The organism is Mesorhizobium monacense, from assembly GCF_056781675.1.
In genome coordinates, this window is record NZ_CM165567.1 from 981,305 (window position 1) to 1,005,204 (window position 23,900).

The window sequence follows — 23,900 nt, forward strand, 5'->3', positions numbered from 1 at the left end:
ACAGGATCACGATGCGCGCCCCGGAGCGGGTGCACATGGGGTGGATTCCCTATGCCTGCGTTTCGCCCGGTCGGATAAGGCCGTGCTCGACCGCATAGAGTGCTGCGGCGGCACGGGTGGTCACGCCGATCTTGGAATAGACGCTCTGGATATGGTGGTCCGCGGTCTTGGGCGAGATATCGAGCTTGCGTGCCGCCTCTTTCACCGTGAGTCCGGTGGCGATCAGGCGCAGCACCTCGATTTCGCGCGGCGTCATGCCGGCCAGGGCCCGCGGCAAAGCCCGGCGCGACTGCTGACCGGCGAAAGACAACACGGCCTCTGCGGCGTCAGGGCAGATACAACCGTCACGCACAGCGGCGCGCAGCTGTGCCGCCGCCGCCTCGCTGGACAGCGCCTTGCGGTGCGGACGTTCCTCTCGCGATGTCTGGAAGGCTTCGGCAGCGGCCAGGATCCTTGCCGCCGGGGACAGGTCTGAGCCGCCGACCTTGCGGTGATAGCCCGAGCCATCCAGGCGCTCGTGATGGCGAAGCACGAGGGCGGCCATCGCATCGCCCTCGCGGCCGAACGAGGCCAACGCCCGTTCGCCGTAATAGGCGTGAAGCTGCGCCGCGTCGCGCTCGCGCACCGACAGCGGACCGTTCCGCATCCAGGTCGCTACCGGCACCACGAGTTCGCCGATGTCATGGATGCAGCCCGACCAGCGCAGCGCGCGAACGTCAGGGTCGGGCAGCCCGATCCGTCTGCCCGCACCCGTGGCCAGTTCCGACACCATCCTCGAATGGCCCTGCGTAAACGGCATGCGCATGTCGATCATGTCGGCTATGGCCAGGAACGCCTCATCGCAAGCCCTCTCATCCAGCGTCACCGGCGGATCGGGCTCAAGCGCCAAAATGGTCTCGCGGTCGACCGTCGCGCCGATGCCCTCCATCAGGACCACCGCGTTAGCCGAGACGAGCCGGGCCAGACCCGCTTCGTATGGGCCATCTCCGCGGCTGGCGATGGTTTCGGCCATCCCTTCGATACCGACCGCATCGCTGAGCGCAATGGCATCCTGCGCCAATGTGATCAGGCGCACGGCGGGCAGGACATCCTCACCACTCAGCCCACGCGGCAGGCCTTTGCCGTCCCAGCGTTCGTAGATCTGTCCAAGATTGCGCCGGATCTCGTCGGACAGGCCAAGCCGCTCGCCGATCCGCTGCGCGACCTCGCAATGCGCGGTGAGCACCGGGCGGGCCACCGCGAGCGCCTGCGACATCGCGGCCTCAATCGCTTTGGCCTGCGCGTCTGGCTCGAGATCGTAGTAGAACCGTTTGAAGGCCTGCACGAAGACCCTGCCCAGTTCCGCACGATTGCCCATGTCGAGACCGACAAGATCCTGGCGGAGCGCGATTTCGTCGCCGAAGGTGGCCGACAGAAGGTCCGTGTCGGCATTGCAGCCGACATAGCGCAGCATCGACTGATGGTAGGCATTGCGCCGAATCTCATCGGAAACACCCGCAAGATCGGCGATCCGCATTGCAAGCACGCAGGATTTCAGCGCGAAGTCGCGAGAATGGCCAGTTGCAAGGTCCGAAGCATACGCCAGGACCATCATGAAGTCCGCCCGGCGTATCGAGACGCCTGTCATCGCCCACCCCCAGTGAGCCCCATGCTAGCCCCGTGTGCCGTCAATACCTAGGGGAAAAATCTCAAGCCGGATGTAGATCCTGCAAGAAACAGAGCGTCCTGTTTGGGCCGGAAGTGGAAGATCCGCTTCGGGGTGATTGGACTGAAAAGCCGACCTTCGCGTCCAGCATATCGCGGGCGGCTTTGCGCCAATATCCGAGATCATCGTTCAGTCCGGCAATCCAGCTTTTCGTAGACCCTCGACCAGACAATCAAGCGCTCCGACGTCCGCGATCGGCCAATAGTCGCGGACGAATGCCAGATCTATGTCGGGGCGCAGAGCCCTCAGCCCATCGACGCTACGCTGCGCCTCGTCCATTCGCCCGAGGTGTGCTTGAGCGGCGGACAAAATGGCCCAACGCGACCATTGGACATTGGGCTCGCGGAGTGACCGTTCGGCCCATTCAACCGCGTCATCCAGCCTTCCCAGAAAGAGGTAGGCTTCCGCCTTTCGCAACAAGAACTGGCCATAATATGCGTCTTGCGGGCTGAGTCGCATCGCGATGTCTATATGCGGCAACGCTTGCTCCGGGTGTCCGCTGGTGGAAAGCGCCATGCCGAGCGCGTAGTGGGCCTGTGCAAAGCTTGGGTCCAGTTCGGTCGCCTTGCGAAGCTCAAATATGGCCGCGTCGTGGCGACGCACCATTGTTAGCGCTCGTCCCAGAGCGTAGCGGTTGAACGCGTCTTGGCCATCGAGTTCGACCGCCCTCCCTGCGAACCGAAGTGCATTGGCTTTCGCATCCACCGAGTCGACGTAGCCGCCTATGATCTGAAAGAAACAGGCTTCCTCGGCACCGGCGTAGGCACGAGCTAGGCCGGAATCGACTTCTATCGCTTGGCGGAAAAAATGCTGCGCCTGAGCAAGGTCCGCTTCGGTACGTCTGTAGATGTGCCAGAAGCCGCGCTGGCAAAAATCCCACGCTCGCAGGTCGTCCGGGCGTTTGGCCCTTGCCCGCTCCCGGTCGGCCCGGCCAAGTTCCGGCTCAATCGCGCCGACCAATGTCGTTGTGATCTCGTCCTGGACGGTGAAGATGTCTTTCAGGTCTCGGTCGTAGCGTTGCGCCCAGACATGATTGCCCGAGGCGCCCTCGATCAATTGCGCAGTGACACGAACGCGGTTGCCTGCTTTACGCACACTGCCTTCGAGCACATATGCCACCCCGAGCTCGCGGGCCACCGCGCGGATGTCCGGGGACTTCCCCTTGTAGGCGAAGCAGGAGTTGCGGGCGATCACGAAGAACCACCGAATTCGCGACAGCGCAGTGATCAGGTCCTCAGTGACCCCATCGGCAAAGTATTCCTGCTCGGGATCGCCACTCATGTTCGTGAATGGCAGAACGGCAATCGAAGGCTTTTCTGGAAGCTCTATCTGGGCAGCCGGACTGGTGGCGGTAGGTCGGGCGGGCGCGGCCAGGGGCGTGATAGCGCCCGCCTTCGCCGAGGCGCCGACCTCGAGCGAATAGATCCGCATCGGCTCGGCGATGTTCTTGAGTTTGGTTTGGCCGAGATCACTGACCAAGAGGTCGAGCCTCGACCGGACCTGCCGATATGCATCCTCCGAAAGGCAGATGGCGCCGGGGGCAGCGACGCCTTCCAGACGCGCCGCGATGTTGACTCCGTCACCCATGAGGTCGCCGTCGCTCTCCTCAACGACGTCTCCTATGTGGATTCCGATGCGAAACTCAATACGGCGCTCGAGTGAAACACCTGCATTGCGTTCGAGCATGGCGGTCTGCACCTCGATGGCGCAGCGCACCGCGTCGACCACACTGCGGAACTCGACGAGGGCTCCGTCCCCGGTGCGCTTGACCACGCGACCGTGATGCACGGCGATCGTGGGATCGATCAGGTCGCTTCGAAGTGCCCGCAGCCGCGCCAAGATGCGATCCTCGTCCGCGCCGGCGAGCCGGCTGTAGCCAACGACGTCGGCGGCCAGGATTGCAGCAAGCTTTCGGGACTCGCTCATTCCGTCCTTCCCTGTCCAGCCGAGCACCATAGCCCGATCAGAGCCGCCCCGTCTCAGCATAGAGCGGTCAAGTCAACGCACGATAGCCCGAACCCTGGTCGAATGTCCGCATCTGGGTGCAACCCCGACCACGAGCATTATTCGCGCAAAGGCGCCCTCGACGGCTGAGGCGCGGCGCTAAGCTGCCATTCGCGCCGTTGAAGATGTATGTCGGTTTCGGTCAGAGGCGACCTTATCCGGTGGACGATTCATGCTAACGTCGTGGCTAATTAAACGCGGGCTGCCATCGCGGCGAAAACCGCCCGTTAAGCGCCAAGCGCTTCGTCCGAACTTCGATCCGGAATGACCGCAGTGGGCCGGAAACGGACTGGCGGGTTCTGATCTCCCGATCTAGCAGAGCAGACATTCATTTCCGCACACCCATTGTCGTGACCTGACCCAACGGCGACATTTGTCTGGACCGTCGGTAGGTCTCGTCAGGATGGAAACCGGAAGTTCGACGCGAACCCAACAGAGAGTTCGCCGGCTGTTCACGGCTGCTCTACGCGACGGACAAGCCGGTCAGAGAACTATCCTTCCAGAAGCAACGTGGGATCAAGAGACGTCGCCTGGCCGGACGTGACGCGCAGGAGAGGGCATCTTTGCAACCGCGACGATCACTCCGGCACGCCGGCGATGCCAAGCGCCTCGACGTAACGCTCGGCGAACACCTTGTCCAGCCACGGGTTGATCTGTCTTTGCAGGGTGAGCGTGAAGGTCGGGAACGCCTCCATCAGCCGCCGCGCCGCCGCCTGCGCCTCGTCCAGCCGGTTGAGTTCGACCAGCGCCATGATCACCACCCGGTGCGAGGAGCCGTAGTTCGGCATCTCGTGCAGCGCGCGTTCTCCCCATGCCAGCGCTTCCTCGTAGCGCTCGAGCATCAGGTAGCTCATCCCGATGCCGGAGAGCGCGATGCCCTTCTCGGGGTCGACCGGGCTCAGCCGCATTGCCCTGTGAAAGTGCTCGATCGCGACGAGCGGGCGGCTGGAATGTGCGTTCACCCAGCCGCTGCCCGTATGGCCCTGCGCCGAATTGGGGTTGAGTAGCAGGGATCGTTCGATCGTGCCCAGCGCCATCTCGTAGTCCTTCGCGCTGTAGGCGATCACCTGCGCGGCGAAGCGTAGGCTCGTGGGGTCGTCGCGCGCTTCCGCGAGTACCTCGCGCGCCATGCGCGCGGCGACTCGGATATCGTCGGGCTCGTGCCAGCACTGGCTTACGGATAGGCTGCGGATATAGGCGCCGAGTGCCTTCGCCAAGTTGAAGCCAGGGTCGATGCTGAGCGCCTCGTTGGTGAGTCGGCGCACGTCGGCAAAGCCTTCGCGCGTCATGCTGTAGAAGCGCGGCAGCGCGCGAAGGTAAAGGTCGTAGGCGCTGATGTAGTCGGTCGGCTTCATGCGCGCCTGCTTGATCTCCTCCAGCCGGATGCTCGGTTCGACAGCGCCGACGACGCTCTCGGTCACCTTGTCCTGCAGGTCGAAGATGTCGCTCACGTCGCCCTCGAAGCGGTTGGCCCAGACATGGTGTCCGCTGATCGCGTCCACCAACTGCCCACTGATGCGCACCCGCGATCCTGCTCTGCGGATGCTGCCTTCGAGCACGTAGCGGACGCCCAGCTCGCGCCCGACCTGGCGCAGGTCCACCGCCCGGCCCTTGTAGGTGAAGGACGAGTTGCGGGCGATCACGAAGAAGGAGTTCACCCGGCTCAATCCCGTGATGATGTCCTCCACCAGCCCGTCGGCGAAGTATTCCTGGTCGGGGTCGCCGCTCATGTTGGTGAAAGGCAGAACCGCGATCGAGGGTTTCTCGGGCAGGGGAGGCGGTGCAGCCACCGAGGCGCTGGCGTCGGTCTCGACGCGGTAGGCGCGCACAGGCCGCTCGATGTTCTTGAGGCGCAGGTCGCCGAGCGGCGTGAAGCCGCAGTCGAGCTTGCCCTGAAGGTGGTCGTAGGCGGTGCCCGAGACGACCACGGTGCCGGGATCGGCGATGCTTTCGAGGCGGGCGGCAATGTTGACCCCGTCGCCGTAGAGGTCGCCGTCCTCCTCGCAGACCACGTCGCCGAGATTGACGCCGATGCGGAAGCGAATCCGCTTTTCCTCGGGCGTCGCCGCCTCGTGTACTGCCAGGGCCTGCTGGATCGCCATCGCCGAGGTCACCGCGTTAACGACGCTCGCGAACTCGCACAGCATGCCGTCGCCGGTGAGCTTGACGATCCGACCCTGGTGCTCGGAGACCAGCGGTTCGAGGAGGTCCTTGCGGTAGATCTTCAGCCGCTCGAGCGTGCCGCGCTCGTCGCGCTCCGTCAGGCGCGAATAGCCGACCACGTCGCAAGCCAGGATCGCTGCGAGGTGGCGCTGCGTGGTCATTGCACCGCCGCCCCGCGTCCATGTCCTGCCAACTTCCAGACGCCCCACGTGCATGGTATCCATCTCTCCCAGTCGCCGCCCGTCGCCGATACAACGGAGAACGCAGCTTGACCTTGCCTTCACGAGATTTCGCTATCCCGCTTGCGAGGCGTGGAGCGTTCCAGTCGCCTCGCTAACGGCCAACCAATGACACGCCCACGCAGCCTTCGGGGACGCTGACTCGCCACTCCCAGAAGGCCGGAGATATTTCCTGCCCTCTGTAACCGGTTGACGCCACCGTGGCGGTGCTTTTGTCACCGCGATGTAACAGTGAGATGCCCTATGTACGGGCGCATCGGGCACCACACCAGACGTTCGCGCTTAGAGGTGCTGAGGTCGGCAAGTGGCGCATCGGCGGACTTCCGAATCCGGTTGTCGAATGTCTGCTATTGAGCAAGGCTTAATATAGTCTCTACGGCGTCCATGCGGCGCACTACTGCCATTCGCAACGCGGACAATGAAGGTCACCGTTGGGTTCGAAATTCCGTCTTTCGGAGCTATTTGGGTTTGGGGGCGAGAGAGGCGGCTATGATGAACCTGAACCTGAACGAAGTGTCGGCCGGGCGCGGCTGATAGGGGCCCCTGCAGCCACCCCCGCCCCCGCCGTCGGGTAAACGGCCCCCGGACTGCCCCCCTCGCCAGCCACTCGGATGCTCCAGTCCTGCAGGCTCTCGGAGATTTCGCCCTCGTCCCACTCTTCGGGCAGTTCGCCGAGCCAGCGTGCGAGTTCTCCCGTGCCCATGCCACGCCGCACGCCTTGATCAAGCGCTTGCTCAGATGTGGTCGCGGACTTATTCTGGACGGTTCGCGGGCCTGCCCCAGCGCGCAACAGGGTGGAAGGCCCGGCGACACAGGGAGGTTATCATGAAAATCGCATCGATACTTGCAATCGGCCTGATTGGTTTCTGCGGCATCGCTTCCCTTGCCTCGGCAGAGGATGCGCACACAATGGTCGCTCCCAATGATATCAAGTGGGCCCCGGCCCCCAAAGTGCTTCCTGCCGGAGCAGAAGCTGCGGTCCTGTTCGGCGATCCCACTAAGGAAGGTTTGTTTGCCCTTCGGCTCAAAGTACCGTCTGGGTATGCGATCCCACCGCACACACATCCTGCGGATGAGGTGGTCACCGTCATATCAGGGACTACTAATCTTGGAATGGGCGAAACCGCCGATCGGAGCGCCGCCAAGGCACTGCCTGCGGGGAGTTTCTTCGCGTTGCCGCCCGGCACGGCGCATTTCGTTTACTTCGACGAGGAGACTGTCGTCCAAATCACCACCAATGGCCCGTGGGGCCTCAAGTATGTCAATCCGGCGGACGATCCTTCAAAGACGCAATAGCCAGCCGCTTGCTTGAAGGCCAACTGCCCCCCCGCCGCCGAGCGCGGCGGGGCGCCAGTGCCAACAACCGTGAGGCGGCCAATGTGCAGCCAAAACGAATCTACGTTCTGCCGCTGTTGCGAAGACGAATGAGCGACAGCCCGAGCCTATCGTGCAGGAATTTGAAAAATCAGGCTCTGTGAACTTCCGCATTCCACCCCGGCCGGACCTTCTCGAGCCTCATCAGGCAATCTGAAGTCTGAACGCACCAACCGACCACGTGCGCCAATTGCCGACCTTCCTGGCGCTTCTCCAGAGCCGCCGTTCGCGCTTGAGTTGACCCAATCCGGCCATCCGCGATCGAGCAGGGTACGACGGAAGTTGACCGCTAACGCGACATTGATTCCACTGAACATCGCCGGTCATGTAACCGCAACCTTGTCCGCGACAAAAAGGTACCGATTGAGGCTGAAGAAGAACTTTCCCTGCTTGCCAAGTTCAGAAAACTCCGCAAGCCAAGCGTTTGCTTCCTCCTGGGACACGCCTCTGCGCCCGACTACAAAGGACGCCATGATAGCCAGCATGCGTCTGGCGTAGGTATTGTCGTGGTACTCGGGATTGAACATCGGAATCACATCGCGTTGTCGAATCGTGAACCCGGCGTCGCGGAGCTGCCCCGACAAGGTCCGGGGTAGCCCGCCGTGTACAAAATGTTCGTCCCAAGCCGAAAGCACCCGCTCCATGCGCGGCTGATCGCCCGTGTAAATTACCAACGAATCGTAGTCCGTATCCAGAGCAACCACGCGACCGCCCGGGCGCGTTACCCGGTAAAGCTCCGCGAGCGCTGCCGGAATATCGGCAACATATTCGTAGACCTGAGTTGATACGGCAGCATCGAAATCATCGTCCGGATAGGGCAGTTTGGTTGCCTCCGCCCGCAGGAATTCGGCCCAAGGCCGATTGGCGCAACGTTTTCTGGACATGGCCAACATGTCGTCGCTGATGTCGATACCGCACACACGGCCGTCGGGCCCGACGGAAGCTGCCATGTCATAAGCCAGGAGTCCGGGGCCAGAACCGATGTCGAGAATCCGTTCGCCCTCCCTCAGCTGCAGTGCCTTCAGCACTTGGCACCGCTGTTCGACCACGTCGGGAGTCAAATAGAGCGCTTCGACCTTTCGGCTGGTCTCTTCGTCAAATTCCAGCCCGCCGCTCATTTTTGATGTGCCCTCTCTCCACTGGGCGCTAGCCGCCGCGAAAAGCATGTGGCTTCAGATTATCACGTCCGCTTTCCGACGATGAGTCTCTTTGAGAGCATTGCAGTCCCATGGCAGCGGGAGCAACTCGCCGTAAAAAGCGGCTCGAGCATTGCCAGCTATCCGGGAACAATCCGGTAATTGGAGATTGATGGCTGCTTTTCCGCTTGCCACCCGATTGAGACGTAGAACGCTCCATCGCGGCATAATCCGAGCCCATGTGCCGGCCGTCTCGGCCGCGCCAGTTCCGGACCTTCCTGGCGCTTCTCCAGAGCCGCCGTTCGCCCTACGGCTTGAGTCGACCCTTTCCAGTCATTGTTTGGTGAAGGGCGAATGTCTCGGAACCGCGAGAATGCGGATGTCTGGACGAACATGGCTGAAGTGGCCCAGACGACGAGCGGCAGGCGCGCGTTCAGCCTTTGGAGCTATCTCAGCCCCGCGATGCATAACCCCTCGATGTACAGGGCCCTATCCCGTTCATGTACGATCGGGTGATATTTCTCGATCCACTCAACGGAAAGAGAGGGATGCAGCCGCCGAGCCTGCAAGAGCGCTTGGCCAGCGAGGGCACGGTCACCCGCCATGCCCGCCGACGCCGCGAGCGTACGCCAGGCGGTCCCGAAATGGGGCCGAAGCTCCACCGCCCGGCGCTCGTATTCCGCCGCCTCGGCGAAGCGTTTAGCCACGAAATGGCACAGCCCGGCCGTCGAGAGGTTCGCCGCCTGCATGAAGTCTCGGGGGCTAAGCCGCTCTGCGATAGCAAGGTGGTGCAGGCCATCATCAGGCATGCCGCCATAGCCATAGGTGCATCCAAGGAATACGTGAGCGAAGGCAAAGCTCGGGTTGAGGATAATCGCTTCGGTCAGTGCTGCCACAGCCTGGTCGAAATGTCGCGATGCCATGTGCACAAAACCCGCGGCGAAGTGCGTCCAGGGGTCTTCCGGGTCGCTGCGGATCGCCCGTTGGGCCATATCGCGTGCGGTCGGAAGAGCGTCTGCAGGGTCGGCCAGTCCGAGCATCATCCGCGCTGCGAGCGCCCAAGCAAGCAGGCAGTTCGCACGGGGATAGTCGGGGTCGATGTCTGTGGCCTTAGTCAGCAGCCGCTCGGCGAGCTCGAGCTCCGCCGCGGAACCCCATGTCCAGACATAGGGCATCGCCTTCATCGCGAAGCCCCAGGCGTTAAGACTGCCGGGCGCCCGGCTCTGGAAACGTTCGTGCTCGGCTGCATAGAGCCTCGGCTCAATCGCGCCGATCACGCTTTGCACTATCTGGTCCTGGAGTGCGAAGAAATCCGCCATCTCCACATCGTAGCGTTCAGCCCATATCTGGCCCCCGTTATGGGCGTCGCTCGCCCTGGCAGTTATCCTCAGACGCTGTCCGGAGCGGCGTACGCTTCCATCGAGGACATAGCGGACGCCGAGCTCGCGCCCGACCTGCTTCACGTCCACTGCCTTGGCGCCGTATGTGAAGGATGAATTGCGGGCGGAAACGAACAGCCAGCGCAAGCGCGCAAGACGCGTGATGATGTCTTCCGCAAGGCCGTCACCGAAATATTGCTGATGGACGTCGTCGCTGAGGTTGGCGAACGGGAGGACGGCAATGGAAGGGCCGGGCTCGACCGCCTCGCGGTGATGGGTGGCGCCGTCTAGCCTCTCGATCTCTCCGGTGAAGCGATAGCCGACCCGAGGAACCGTCGCTATCCAGTCCTCGCCATCGGGGGTGGGGCCGAGAAGTTTTCTGAGCGATGCGATCTGCACCGACAGGTTACCCTCCTCGACCGCCGTCCCCGGCCATGCCGCATCGATCAGATCTGATTTGGTGAGCACTTCGCCGTGCCGCTTCACCAATGCCTCAAGCAGGAGCAGCGCGCGATAGCCGACGGGAACCGGAATCTTTTGCCGAAGCAGCGTTCCTGTCTCAGCATTGAGGACGAAAGGACCGAAGACGAAACGACATCCTTGCATACGATGAATTTTATAGCCGCCTTGAGACTTTTTGTAACTCTTAAGCTGAGCTTAGGGACGCCGCCCGTCGATTCCTTCAACGTTGTTCGAGCTAGTCAGGAGGAGACAATGAGTGCAAGTGTTAGATCGACGGCCCGCTCCGATCTCGAACGCGCCAAGAAGGACGCCTATGACCCGATCTTCAGGCGCATCGCCGTCCCGAGCTTTGCCAGCCTTTCCGAGGAGCGACAGCACCGCAAAGAGCGCCTTGCCGGCGGTTTCCGCATCTTCGCCGCGCTCGGCTTCAGCGAAGGCGTCGCAGGCCACATCACCGCGCGCGATCCGGAGTTCACCGACACGTTCTGGGTCAATCCGTTCGGCATGCATTTTGGGCAAATTAGGGCCCGCGACCTGATCCGGGTTGACCGCGAGGGCAACGTGGTCGAGGGCGAAAGCCCGGTCAATGTCTCCGCCTTCGCTATCCACGCAGCAATTCACGAGGCCCGCCCGGAGGTCGTCGCCGCGGCGCATGCCCATTCTATCTATGGCAAAGCCTGGTCCGCGGTCGGTCGCCTGCTCGATCCGATTACCCAGGATGCCTGCGCCTTTTACGAGGACCACATTTTCTTCGACGATGCGCGAGTGCTCATTACGGAGGTGAGCGAAGGTGCCGAGCTCGCGCGCTGCCTCGGCCCGCACAAGGCTGCGATTCTGCGTAACCACGGCCTGCTAACCGTCGGCCAGACGGTCGAGGAGGCTGTCTGGTGGTTCGTCGCGATGGAGCGCTGCTGTCAGGCGCAGTTTCTTGCCGAGTCGGTCGGCCAGCCACTCCAGATCGACCGCTCGAACGCTCGCGCCGCCCAGGCTGTGAACGGAACTCCCTTCACCGGCTGGTTCCAGTGCCAGCCGCTATGGGACCAAGTCGTGAGAATACAGCCGGACTTGCTGAAATAGCTGCGGCAAACGTGTGAGAGGCCAAATAATGTCAGCGAACACCGCGTGCGACAGCAATACGTCAGCGACCATGGCGCTGCTTCACATGGCTGCCGGAGGATGGATAGGCCAGTCGGTGCATGTCGCCGCGAAGCTTGGGATTGCGGATATTCTGGAGAGCGGACCAAAAACTCCATCTGAGATCGCAACGACTACGGGGTCTCACCCTGAGGCTCTCCATCGGCTCCTGCGGACGCTAGCGAGTCTGGGCATCTTTGCGGAGGATGAACAGGGCCGTTTCGGTCTTACGGCGCTCGCCGATGGGTTGCGGTCACAGGCGCCCGTCTCCCTGCGTGCCTTTGCGATCTTGTTGGGCGAGGAGATGCTTTGGCGCCCTTGGGGCGCGCTTCACCATGCCGTGCAGACCGGTGAGGCGGCCTTCGCTCATGTTTTTGGCGGAGGACTGTACGACTACCTCGGCACGCACCCGGCAGCAGCGGCCATTTTCGACGCGGCAATCACCGATCGCGCCCGCCAGGAGAACAGGGCGGTCGTCGAAGCCTACACCTGGTGGCCGGCTACGATCGTCGATGTCGGAGGTGGGCAGGGTTCGCTGCTCACCCTGATCCTTGCTCAGGCCCCCAATGCCCATGGCGTGCTCTTCGAGACGCCTGATGTAGCCAATGGCGCGAAAGCAATGATCGAGAAGGCTGGCCTCGCGCACAGATGTGCGGTGGTCGGCGGCGACTTTTTTCAAAGCGTGCCCACAGCGGGCGATCTCTACCTGATGCGGCGTGTGATGCACGGCTGGAGCGATGAAGGAGCAATCGTCATCTTGCGGAACTGTCGGAAGGCCATGAGTCAACATGGCCGGCTTCTCATCATCGAACATGTTCTTGCTCCGGGAAATGCGCCGTCCTGGGGAAAGATGCTGGATCTGCAACAGCTCGTTCTGAGTGCCGGAGGACGCGAGCGGTCCGAAGAGGAGTATGCGAGCCTGCTTGCCGCAGCGGGGTTCAAGCTGGAACGCGTGATCCCGACGTCCTCGACGGCAAGCCTCATCGAGGCAATCCCCGTTGCGGAAGCCAGCTGATCCATCGTTGCTATGGGTCCGCACTCCACCCGCCGCGCACCAGGATCATACTGTGAAACTCCCATTGCATTTCTCCTTCCGCCACCATTGGCAAGAGAAAACGAGCAATGGGACGGCTTGGGGCCGTTAGCGGACTGACAGCTTGCGTTTGCCAAAGACAGAAAAGCGGACATTCAGCTCGGCGTCAGCATCCATCGTCGTCAACTTACCCGTCATTGCCGCCACACAAGCCTAAATCACAGTCTGGCGCTGCTGTGCCTCGAGCACCTGTGGCACTGCGGCGAACGCGGCGAGGAATTTAGCATGCCTAGCGCTCCTTAAGATCAATTTCGGTGCCTCTCTCCTCTTTAGGTGCCATTTCCACTAGGATGTTCCGAGATCGCAGGAAGGTAATGACCCAGGATCGCGTTCATCGCAGAATGGCTACCATCCTCGCTGCCGATGCAGTTGGCTACAGCCGACTGACAAGCAGAGACGAGGAAGCGACACTTGCGACCCTCAGGGGGCATCGCCGGATCATTGACCGACTTATCGAGCAACATGGGGGGCGGGTGTTCGGAAGCGCTGGCGACAGCGTCGTCGCCGATTTCACGAGCCCCGTCGAAGCGGTCCGGTGCGCCACGGAAATACAGGTTGAAGTCGACAGGCGGAATGCCGGTCTTCCCGAGGCGAACTGTCTGCGCTTTCGTATCGGCATCAATCTCGGCGATGTCGTCGTAGAGGGCGATAATCTCATGGGCGATGGGGTGAACGTCGCCGCCCGTCTTGAAGCGCTGTCACGACCGGGCGGGATATGCATTTCGGACGCCGTCTATGCGCAGGCTCGCGATCGGCTCTCGCTCGACTTCATCGATCTTGGCGAGCACCGCCTGAAGAACATCGCCCGGCCTGTGCGCGCCTATCGTGTGCCGCTCGCTTCGGAGCAACAGGTCAGCTCGCCGTTTCGCGGTCTCGACGTCTTCGAATTTGAGAATGCAGATCTGTTCTTCGGCAGATCGCGGGCGATCGCTGCTTGCACCGAAAGGCTGCAACAGCTGGCGGCCAGTGGCAAGGCCTTCTTGCTTGTCTACGGGATGAGCGGGTCTGGAAAATCTTCTCTTCTGCGGGCCGGGTTGCTGCCTTCAATCACTCGACCTGGCTGGGTAGCAGGTATCAGTTTGTGGCGCCGCTGCCTAATCCGCCCGTCCGAAGGTCCTGACGCCGTCGCCTCCCTGACCGCAGGACTGTTTCGCGAGGGCGCTCTGCCCGAGCTGGCGCTCGAACTGACAGCAGCAGAGCTGACCCAACTCTGTCGGAGCACTCCGGATCGTGCTCTGGCACAGATCCGTCAAGCGCTTGGCAAAGCAGCCGCCGCTTCAGGTTCAGTTCCCTCTCAGCTGCGATTGATAATTGCCATCGATCAGATGGAGGAGTTGTTCACGACGGAGAAGGAACCGGCGTCGCGCGAAGCGCTTGTGCGGCTCTTGACGGCGTTGGCCGGCAGCGGACTGGTCTGGGTGATCGCTACGATCCGGTCGGATTTCTTTCACCGCTGCGGCGAGGTCCCAGGCTTCTCGGCGTTGAAGGACGGTCTGGGCAGCTATGAACTCTTGCCGCCGACCGGCCCTGAGGTCGCCCAGATCATCCGGGAGCCGGCGCGCGCTGCCGGGCTCCGCTTCGAGGAAACCGCCGATCGGGGGTGGCTCAATGACGTACTGCAGGAGGCGGCAGCTGCCGATCCCGGCTCATTGCCGCTTCTCGAATTTATGCTCGATGCATTGTACGAGGCGGGACGAGAGCATCGGACTCTTACCTTTGCTGCGTATCGCGCGCTCGGCGGTCTCGAAGGGGCGATCGCACGCCGCGCCGACGAAGTCGTCGACGCGCTGCCGCCCGACATCCAGGAGGCGTTGCCGCCGGTGCTGCGTGCCCTCACCACGGTGCGTCCGGGTGAGGAAACCGTTACGGCACGTCCGGCCTTGCTCACCGAAGTTGCAGGCACGCCGGCACGACTGGCTCTAGTTGATGCGCTGATCGCCGCTCGGCTCATCGTCAGCGACGAGGATGCTGCGGGGCATGTCTTCGTCCGCGTGGCACATGAAGCTCTGTTGAGCCGCTGGCCGCGTGCCAGCGACATCGTCAATTCAAATAAGAACTTCCTCGAGACACGCGCTCGGCTCAGGGCCGACGCCCACCGATGGCGCGCGGACAACAAGAACTACGAGCTGCTCCTGCCATCCGGCAAGCGACTGGCCGAGGGCGAAGAGCTACTGCTGTCGAGACGGGAGGAAGTCGACGATGAAGTCGTCGAATACATCGAGGCATCTTCATTGGCCGAGAAGGAAAGGAAGGACGCGGAGCGACAGGCAGAGCGGGCCCTGATCGAGGCTGCCGAAGCAGCGAAACGTGAACGCCTGGAGCGCCAAGCTGAACGCGCGCGACGCACGCGCTTCGCCGCCATAGTTGCGTCGGCATTGGCTCTCCTGGCTGGCGCAGGCGCGTTCGTCGGGTTCAGAGGACAGCAAGAAGCAATGCGGCAGGCGGAGTTGGCGCAACTGAGCGCAGATAAGGCCAGGTCCGCTGAGAGTGAGGCGCTTGATGCCCGAGACCAGGCTCTTCGCAACCAGTCTCTTTCGCTTTCGTTTCTTTCGCAACAATCCGCAGCGAAGGGCGACACCGAGGCCGCGATCCTGCTGGCGCTGGAAGCGCTTCCGAAATTTGGGTCTGGATCAGCACGGCCATATCTCTTCGAAGCCGAGACCGCGCTTTTCAAGGCGTTGCTGGCGCACCATCAGACCGCAGTTTTCAGTCACGACGCTGGAGTGACAGATGCAGCTTTCAACCGGACCGGCGATCTCATCGTCACCTCGTCCTACGACAAGACCGCGCGCATATGGGACGTCTCGAACCGTACCGAAAAAGCAGTTCTGAGGGGCCATCAGGGACCTGTGGAGAGAGCCGATTTCAGTCCTGACGGAAGCCGTGTCATTACAGCCGCCAGAGACGGCACCGCGCGCATCTGGGACGCTAGCACTGGGGAGCAGCTTTTTGTGCTTCGGCCGGTCGGCAATTTTCCAACAGCCGTTTTTGATACAAAAGGAAACCGAGTACTGACAGCGGGTGACGAGACCTATGCTTCGCTCTGGGATGCCCGGACCGGAATAAGACTTTTGGGTGTAAAGACGAATTTTGGTGGTTATATTGGTTCGCTAGCTACCTTCAGTCCGGATGGTCGCACCTTTGCAACCTCACAAAAACGCGCCGTTTTTATCTGGAACGCGGACGATGGCACGCTGGCTCAAGAATGGCAGGTTGGCACCTGGCCCTACCGCGTCATGTTCAGCCCGGACGGTAGTCGGCTCCTGATAGGCTCGTGGGGCACGTTTTCATTCTACAGCTTTTCCGCCCTTTGGGACGTGTCGAAAGGAACGCAAATCGCGAAACTGGACGGCCACAAGAGCGACACGCAACTGGACGGCGCGTCGTTCAGCCACGACGGCCGACGAATCGCTACGGTATCGCTCGACGGCAGCGCACGGCTTTGGGACGGCGAGTCGGGAAGATTGCTTGACGTGCTCGGCCAGGAGTCAGCGGGTCTCAAACTGAACGACGTGGCCTCGGACAACCGTGATCAGGAAATGAATACCTCTTTCAGCCGGGACGATCGTTTTCTGGCGACCACTTCCCTCGATGGAACCACCAGGGTATGGGACATCAACCACGCATCGCTGCTTGCCAGTATAGTGGGCCAGGGCCCCCTAGTTGAGCACTTGGAGTTCAGCCCGGTTGACACCAATATTCTCCTTACTGCGTCGCACGACGGGACAGCTCGCCTCTGGGACGTCAATGGGATTTTGACGACGGTGCTGCCCCATAAGTCCCCGCCGACCTTTGCGGTTTTCAGTCCCGACAATCTGCACTTGCTGACTGGAGGTGGGGACGCAGCCGTGCACCTCTGGGATATCGCTACTGAGCGTGAGATAGCCGAGCTTGACACACACGAAATTACCCGCAGCGCCACGTTCAGCCCCGATGGAAGTCGGCTGGCAACCGCGTCTCTCGCGGGGCAAATTCTCATTTGGGACGTTGCGAGCAGGCGGGAGGTTGTGCGGCTCGCATCTGGGCGCGGCCTACTCCAAGTTCGGTTCAGTCCCAAAGGGGACCTGCTGATGGCTGCTTCGGCTAAGGGAATGACGCAGTTATGGGACGCGGCGACCGGCGCCGAAGTGGCCGTGATAACGACCAGTGCGAAGTTGCCGCAGGTTGTTTTCAGCCGGGGCGGAGATCTCGTCCTTGCCGCCACCAGCGACAATGCCGCCCACATAATGAAGACCGACGGAACTGAATTGAAGGTTCTCGTCGGGCATAAGAGCAAGATCACCTCGGCGGATTTCAGTCCGGACGGCCAACTGGTAGCCACGGCTTCGCAGGACCGCACGGCACGGATCTGGTCGGTCAATGACGGAAGCATGGTCGCGACGCTGACGGGGCACAGTGACGAGCTGACGGCGGTGGCATTCAGCCCAGATGGTCAATCTCTACTGACTTCCTCACGCGATGGCACCGTGAGAATCTGGAGCGTTTCCGGCCGATCGGAGAAGGCCGTTCTTAGGGGGCAGAGCAGCGGTGTAACCAGCGCCCAATTCAGTCCTGGCGGTCAGTACATCGTGACAACATCGTTCCAGGATCGCACTGTTCGGCTCTGGGCCACCCAGTCGGGGCGCCAGATAGCGGAACTTGCCGGCGAGGGGGAGGCAGCTAGGCGATTTTTCTTGAGACGTGCGGTTTTCAGTTCGGATGGAGCGAGGATCGCAATCGTCTCCGGTGAAGAAAGCGTCCGAGTATTTCGCGTCTTCCAGAATACCGAGGATCTCATCGACTTTGCAAAGAAAACCATTCCTCGCGAACTGACCGCCTGCGAACGGCGACGTTTCTTCCTTCCTGTCGAAGGCGAGGTTGGCGATTGTCCGAACTAATGTCGGCCCAACCTCGACGGCTGGTGTCGCTGCCGTTACGACTATACGCCTGAACCCCCATAACGGTCATTTGCGGAGTCGTTCTCAAACGACTGCATGTGGCGCAACCGCGACCTCTAGCGTCGTTGCCGGCAATGTCCGCTTTCAGGAGGTATCAAAGGCGCCTGCAACGGCCGACATTGGGCGCAAAGCGGACGTCCTGAGCGTGTCATCAATTCTTGGAACCAGAAGCGGATGTTGATCACGCCGAGCCAGAGAAGGTTGGTCTCGGGTTCGTGTCCCTCTACCACCTTCAAAGTCCAAACAATTCTCCGGTCCCTCATGGCTTCCCGGAAGCCCAGCGTTTGCGGGATTTACGGCCAAAAGCCGGGGACAGCAGAAACACCATTCTCCCCGAACTGCTCTCCGAACGCCATTATTCTCCGAAGCTGGGGAGTAGCTCCAAGAATCCCCAGCTTTTGACAACGGCAATATCAATGCCTTAGCGCCGGCCTTGCCGCTGCCAGTTTTGCGGTTCGCTCGCCTGTCAAAGGGACAATGTTTCGGCTCACGACCCGGAGCGGGGTTTGGCAAGGCTCCCGGAATCGAGGTGGTCCGCTTTCATGTTCGTGGCTGAGATCATTCCGCGAAGCAGGAAGCTACTGCCTCGTTTAGCGGCGACTTTCTGCTTTGTTTCACTGACCTTGTGAGCAAACGGGCGACGAGAGGACCGGAACCTGGCTTTTACAAACCATGCCGTGACACCGGACAAGCGGCGCTAGGCGACGCGACGTCGTGCTGCACCGTCATTCGAACCCAGCCAGATAATTGCGTATTTGCTAATTTAGTGAAACGATGACGCAGGGACATAGGGCAAAGTGGCGCCGATTCTCGAACCGGGAGGTTTGGGATAGGCTGGGGAACAGAGAATGTATTTTCCGCAGTTTCTGGTCGGGATGTCTGCCACGACAGTCGTTGTGGCGATCTGGGCCTACATAGAAGCCAGTTTCAATCTGGACCGCGCTCGGCTGGGCAATCCTTGCCATGGTCGTCCTGCAGGTCGGGTACGTCGGCCTGGTCGTTCGCTTGATAGTCAGGCGATCGGAAGCCGAGGACGCGGGGACGGCGTCGGTCGACAGCACGTCACCGTTGGTGTTCCGGGATTTCTATTAGCAACAAAAACCCCAGCGCGAGGTCCGTGTCACGCATCGCCAAGTGCTCGACCTGGTGATGCTCCTCGATCGGTTCTGCCCGGATGCGCCGGCGATGGCGGACGACCTCATTCCGAGGCTGAAATGCGCGCTAAGTGCGCCGCAAGCAAGGGCTGATCTGCAATTCGGACACCAGGCCGAATGCCTATGGCAAGGCGAAGGTGGGGCGATCAGAGGCTCTAAGGGCTGGACGTTTCAATCTAGGGTGATGAGAACCTTTAATTGCGTCCGGCCTGGCTGAAAACAACCGTCCCGTCGTCTTTGCGAACTTCCACCGCTACGATACCGTGGATGCAGCGGACTATTTACTTGGACACGCATTGAGCAGACAATTGCAAAATGGGCGGAAGCGGATCGGAGATTTCCCGAGTTCCTGAATAATTGCGCCCGAATGGCTTCCGACCCTTGGATGCAAGGGAGGAAAATCATGAGACTTACTTTTCCGCTCGCGGCGTGCACCGCGGCGCTGTTGCTCGGCGTTCCATCCGCATTCGCACAATCCGGCGGCGTCGAGAAAGCAGTCGGCGGCTACAGCTTCGAAGAAGCTGCAAAGGAAGCCGCCACCACGAAGGATTTCCATTCGGCCGATGGTCACCTCACTTTTGCGATCGTGACCCACACGGCCGGCAATGGCTTCTTCGATCCGGTCTATGTCGGCGCACTGGCCGCCGGCAATCTGATCGGCGCCAAGATACTGCTGCTCGGCTCGGAATCTCCGACCGACGACCCGGCCCGCGAGATCGAAATCCTGAACCAGATCGTGCAGGATCCGACGATCGACGGGCTGATCATAACGACGCCCCAGGTCGGCGCCTATAACGATATCGTCAAGGCCGCCGAGGCTAGCGGCATACCGGTAGCCACAACCAATTCCTTCGACGGCACGATCCTCAACCGAAGCGGCATCAGCCACACTGGCCAGGACGCCTCCGCTGCGGCGATCGCCGGCGAGGCGCTGGTCAAGTGCCTGGCGGACAAGGGCATCGAGAAGGGCTCGATCGTCCTGCCTTCATCGACGGCGATGGGCAACATCGAGGTGAACAATCGCGTCACCTCGGCCTTCAACGCTATCGTCAAAGGCCTGAAGGACGCCGGCAAGCTTGACGCTTTCAGGGTCGACGCGGGTCCCGAGAACACCGGCATCGACACCAATCCGAACGATCCGGTGAACGGCATCGTGACGCTGTTCGAATCGCGCGGTGACGTCGTCGGCGCGTTCGCCGGCAACAACGTGTTCACGCCGGCGCTCGCCAAGGCCGTCGCCCAGACCGGAAAGGCCGGCAAGATCTGCGCCTACGGCTTCGATCTCGGCCCGGCTCAGCAGGATGCGTTGAAGAGCGGCGACCTGACCGGAGCTCTTGGACAGCAGCCCTTCTTGCAGGGCTTCTATCCGGTCATGCAGCTTTATCTGCAGATCGATCGCGGGATCGCGGCAGCCAATCTCGACACGCGTGCCCAACTGGTGACGCAGGAAACTGTGGGAAAGGTTGGCAAGCGCTTCGAGAACTGAGGAAGCGATCCTGAACCCGTCGCGGGAGGGCTGGTATCCTCCCGCGCATCTTGTCCCCGGGACCCTTTGATCAGCATGGCCGCCGAAGCTCTTGCCCGTCGCCTTCCACCCCAGCTCGTCGGAGGCTGGGAAATGGGATTGCTCACCCTGCTGGTGCTGATCTATCTCGGCGGCGCTGTGGTCAATCCGACGTTCTTCGGCTCGTCGGACGCGTTCCATGCACTGCTTCGCGACACCTCGCGGGTCGCCATCATCGCCGTCGGAATGACGTTCGTTATCGTCAACAAGGACCTCGACCTTTCGGTCGGCTCCATCTACGGCCTGGTGGCCGTGGTCTTTGCCAGGCTGTTTGCGCCAAGCTTCGCCGATCTCGACATCGTCACATCGGTAATCGTCTGCGTCCTTCTTGGCGTGCTGATCGGCTTGGTCAATGGCGTGCTCGTTACCGTCCTCAAAGTGCCGGCGTTCATCGCCACCTTGACCACGCTATTGATCGGCCGCGGTTTCGTGCTCGCGTTGACGCACGGGCAGGCGATCTATTATCCGGCCAAGGCGAAGGAAGCCCCGCTCTTCTTCCATCTCGGCGAGACGAACCTCTTCGGCTTCAACAACCAGATCGCGATCTTCGCGGTCGTTGCTGTGGTCGGCGCCTACGCGCTCGCCAACACCCGCTGGGGCTACGAGACCTTCGCAACAGGTGGCAACGAGCAGGCAGCGGTCTATGCCGGCATACCGACGAACTGGGTGCGCATCCGCGCCTATTTGCTCTCGTCGCTCTGCGCCACCGTCGCGGGCCTTCTGTCGGCCGCCCAGGACAAGGGCGTGACCCCGCTTTACGGCGTCAGCGGCGAACTGACCGTCATCGCAGCGGTAATCATTGGCGGCGCTTCGATTCTCGGCGGTCGCGGTCGCGTCGTTGGGTCCTGCCTCGGCGCCATGCTGGTCGTGCTACTCGACAAGGTGCTGCGCGAGGGTTTGCCGATCACGCGCACGATCAAGATTGGCGAGGAAGAGGTGACGGTCAACGCCGTCTACTCCCTGCCGGTGGGCGCGGTGCCGGTCTTCCTCGGGCTGCTGCTTGTCATCGCCGTGCTGATCGAGCCCTACCTCATCCGCCGCCAGGTCGCGGCGCGCCTCTGGGCATGGCTGCGTGGCAGGCCGCCGCCGCCCGCCTATGAGATCGGCGGCGTCGCGCTCGAGGGCGTCGTGACCAAGGGCGCAATGGCGACCGACATCGCACTGTCGGCGACCGGCTTCGGCAAGTTCCTCGCCCGGCGCGATGCGCTTGCCGTCATCCTGACCGTTGTGCTTTGGCTCACCGGTCTTTTCCTCAGGCCGGATTACTGGTGGAACCTGTCCAACACTTTCGCGATCCTGCTCAACTATACCGAGTTGGCGCTGATCACGGTGGGGCTCACTTACGTCATTGCAGCCGGCGATATCGACCTCTCCGTCGGAGCGGTCCTCGCTTTGGCGGGCAGCGCGGCAGCCTATTTCCTGAAGGTCCTGGGCGCCGACCCCATCACCGCTGTCGCGATGGGCCTGCTTGCGGGAATGATCGCCGGCCTCGTCAACGCCGTCATCGCCGTCGGCTTGAAGCTCCCGGCCTTCATCGCCACGCTGGGCATGTTTTACATCGCCCGCGGCCTCGCGGCGTGGTTCGTCGCCGGCCAGCAGCTTACCGGCTGGCCGGAGGGCTACAACCTGCTCGGCCGCAAGGTGAACGACATCCTCCTTCATTTCGGCATCATGCTTCCGGACGGCATCTTCAGAACACTCGCCGAGGTGGTCAGCGTGCAGACGATCTGGATGCTCTTCGTCGCCCTGATTGCCGGCATCGTGCTCGCCTATACGCCGTTTGGGCAGAAGGTTTATGCGACCGGCGGTAACATCCGCGCCGCCGCCTATGCCGGCATCAACACCAACCGGGCGCGCTTCATCGCGCTCATGCTGTCGGCGTTCTGCGCGACCATGGCCGGGATCATCAACGTCGCCTACTTCCGAAGCTTCAATCCCGTTGCGGGCCAGTTCCGCGAACTTGACGCCATCGCCTCCGTGATCATCGGCGGCGGGTCGATCTTCGGCGGTTACGGCACCATGTTGGGTTCTCTCGCCGGCGCGGCCGTGATCACCCTTGTCCGGGCGCTGCTGCAGCTCAATGTCCAGGGCTTCAGCATGCCGCAGCATTGGATCAACGTCTTCATTGGCGTCATCCTCATCGCCGCCGTCCTTATCGACATCTGGGCGCGCCAGGCCAACCTCTTCGGCCGCCTGCGAGCCCGCCTCGGGAGACGCGCACGAACCCCGGAGACGACCCATGCCTGATACTGCGTTACCTCAACCGATCGTGGAAATGCGGGGCATCGAAAAGGCCTTCGGGGCCGTGCAGGCGCTTCGCAAGGTCGATCTGGTGCTCTATCCGGGCGAGATCCTTGGCCTGGTCGGCGACAACTCGGCCGGCAAATCGACGCTCATGAAAATCCTGACCGGCGCCTATCAACGCGATGCCGGCGAAATCTTCGTTGCCAGACAACCGGTGCGCTTCAAGAGCCCGCATGAGAGCCGCGATGCGGGCATCGAGATGATCTATCAGGATTTCGCTCTTTGCGGGAACATGGATGTCGGCCAGAACATCTTTCTTGGCCGATGGCCGCGCAAGGGCCCCTTTGTCAATCGCCGGAAAATGTACGCGGAAGCCGACAGCGTGCTGAAGCGGCTCAAGGTCGACGTGAACTCCGTCTTCCAGAAGGTCGAGAGCCTGTCGGGCGGGCGCCAGCAATCGGTGGCGATTGCCCGCGCGATCTCGTTCGAGCCACGTGTCGTGATCCTCGACGAACCGACAGCCAACCTCTCGGTGATGGCGACCGAGCGGCTGCTCGAGACCATGCTGGAACTGAAAAAGCAAGGCGTTGCGCAGATCATCATCTCGCATCGGCTGGTCGACATTTTCGCAGTGGGCGACCGTGTGATGGTGCTCAAGCGCGGCGAGAATGTCGGCGACCGTCACGTCAAGAACACCGACGAGCATGAGGTGCTGGAGATCATCGTCTCCGGCACGCGAGAACAGGCCCGTACGGCCGATCAGGCGAGGGCAGTTTGATTGATCGTGGTTACTTGTCATATACGAAATCGGCTAAGCCGCGTTACGTTGGCCCGGCAGGCGTCCCGACTCGCTGGCTTTCGTGTTTTCTCAAACGATATTGACGCGCCGCCTCACCTGGCCCCCGATCTGCAGTTCGCTGGAACCCATGAAAAGCCATGGATTGGATAAATCGGCCTAAGTCCATGCAAGTGACGAAGGGCGATCCGGTGGCCGCTTCTGGCGCATAGTTGCAATAGCGCTCCACGGCTCGTGGCATTTGATACCGAATACCGGAATTATCTGCTCAGGTGTGAGCGGCACGCCGCTTACGCTTTGCTGAGATCGCACAGGACAGACACAATGCCGGAGAGAGCCCATGTGCCGTCTTCGCGAGTTTTATACTGTTCTACGAGGTACAGACCGGTCGCCTCGGCGCGCGCGTCTCCGCCCCGACGAGGTTCCAATACAAGGCATGCATCCTTGATCTCGCGGCCGGGTTTCTCGTTCCGAATCTGGCAAGACCCGGCTCGCGTTCGGGCATTTGGAGCAAAC

12 protein-coding genes are annotated in these 23,900 nt (G+C 61.7%); 7 read left to right on the forward strand and 5 right to left on the reverse strand.

Annotated features, from left to right (window positions below):
* Positions 1 to 49 precede the first annotated feature (49 nt).
* The 3 genes from AC1RUK_RS04695 to AC1RUK_RS04705 form a co-directional block, all read right to left on the reverse strand.
* Positions 50 to 1,453, reverse strand: a complete 1,404-nt coding sequence (locus tag AC1RUK_RS04695) for an HD domain-containing phosphohydrolase (protein WP_481840187.1) — start codon at positions 1,451 to 1,453, stop codon at positions 50 to 52.
* Between the two features lie 381 nt (positions 1,454 to 1,834).
* Positions 1,835 to 3,631, reverse strand: a complete 1,797-nt coding sequence (locus tag AC1RUK_RS04700) for an adenylate/guanylate cyclase domain-containing protein (protein ID WP_481836589.1) — start codon at positions 3,629 to 3,631, stop codon at positions 1,835 to 1,837.
* 656 nt (positions 3,632 to 4,287) lie between these two features.
* A complete protein-coding gene (locus AC1RUK_RS04705; RefSeq protein ID WP_481836588.1) occupies positions 4,288 to 6,033 on the reverse strand; it encodes an adenylate/guanylate cyclase domain-containing protein in 1,746 nt (581 codons plus the stop codon).
* Positions 6,034 to 6,936: 903 nt separating this feature from the next.
* Between AC1RUK_RS04705 and AC1RUK_RS04710 the strand changes: the two genes are divergently transcribed.
* A complete protein-coding gene (locus AC1RUK_RS04710; RefSeq protein WP_481836587.1) occupies positions 6,937 to 7,407 on the forward strand; it encodes a cupin domain-containing protein in 471 nt (156 codons plus the stop codon).
* A gap of 401 nt (positions 7,408 to 7,808) precedes the next feature.
* Here the strand turns inward: AC1RUK_RS04710 and AC1RUK_RS04715 are convergent, their stop codons facing one another.
* Both AC1RUK_RS04715 and AC1RUK_RS04720 read right to left on the reverse strand, forming a co-directional pair.
* Positions 7,809 to 8,603: a methyltransferase domain-containing protein gene (locus tag AC1RUK_RS04715; protein WP_258118459.1), complete on the reverse strand. Its 795-nt coding sequence runs from the start codon at positions 8,601 to 8,603 to the stop codon at positions 7,809 to 7,811.
* A gap of 464 nt (positions 8,604 to 9,067) precedes the next feature.
* The gene (locus AC1RUK_RS04720; RefSeq protein ID WP_481836586.1) at positions 9,068 to 10,606 is read right to left on the reverse strand and encodes a winged helix-turn-helix domain-containing tetratricopeptide repeat protein; all 1,539 of its coding nucleotides are present in this window, start codon (positions 10,604 to 10,606) and stop codon (positions 9,068 to 9,070) included.
* A 3-nt stretch (positions 10,607 to 10,609) separates the two neighbouring features.
* Between AC1RUK_RS04720 and AC1RUK_RS04725 the strand changes: the two genes are divergently transcribed.
* The 6 genes from AC1RUK_RS04725 (at position 10,610) to AC1RUK_RS04750 (ending at position 23,366) form a co-directional block, all read left to right on the forward strand.
* On the forward strand, positions 10,610 to 11,539 hold the full coding sequence (locus tag AC1RUK_RS04725; RefSeq protein WP_481839578.1) for a class II aldolase/adducin family protein: 930 nt from the start codon (positions 10,610 to 10,612) through the stop codon (positions 11,537 to 11,539).
* 28 nt (positions 11,540 to 11,567) lie between these two features.
* Positions 11,568 to 12,611 (forward strand): methyltransferase, encoded by a 1,044-nt coding sequence (locus AC1RUK_RS04730; RefSeq protein ID WP_481836585.1) that lies wholly within the window; start codon positions 11,568 to 11,570, stop codon positions 12,609 to 12,611.
* A gap of 419 nt (positions 12,612 to 13,030) precedes the next feature.
* Positions 13,031 to 17,566, forward strand: coding sequence for an nSTAND1 domain-containing NTPase (locus AC1RUK_RS04735; protein WP_481836584.1), 4,536 nt, complete (start codon positions 13,031 to 13,033; stop codon positions 17,564 to 17,566).
* A 1,617-nt stretch (positions 17,567 to 19,183) separates the two neighbouring features.
* Positions 19,184 to 20,266, forward strand: a complete 1,083-nt coding sequence (locus AC1RUK_RS04740) for a substrate-binding domain-containing protein (protein WP_481836583.1) — start codon at positions 19,184 to 19,186, stop codon at positions 20,264 to 20,266.
* 75 nt (positions 20,267 to 20,341) lie between these two features.
* Entirely contained in the window at positions 20,342 to 22,591 is a 2,250-nt protein-coding gene (locus AC1RUK_RS04745) for an ABC transporter permease (RefSeq protein ID WP_481836582.1), read from the forward strand.
* Positions 22,584 to 23,366 (forward strand): ATP-binding cassette domain-containing protein, encoded by a 783-nt coding sequence (locus AC1RUK_RS04750; protein ID WP_481836581.1) that lies wholly within the window; start codon positions 22,584 to 22,586, stop codon positions 23,364 to 23,366. Before AC1RUK_RS04745 ends, AC1RUK_RS04750 begins: the two co-directional genes overlap by 8 nt.
* The last annotated feature ends 534 nt before the right edge of the window (positions 23,367 to 23,900 follow it).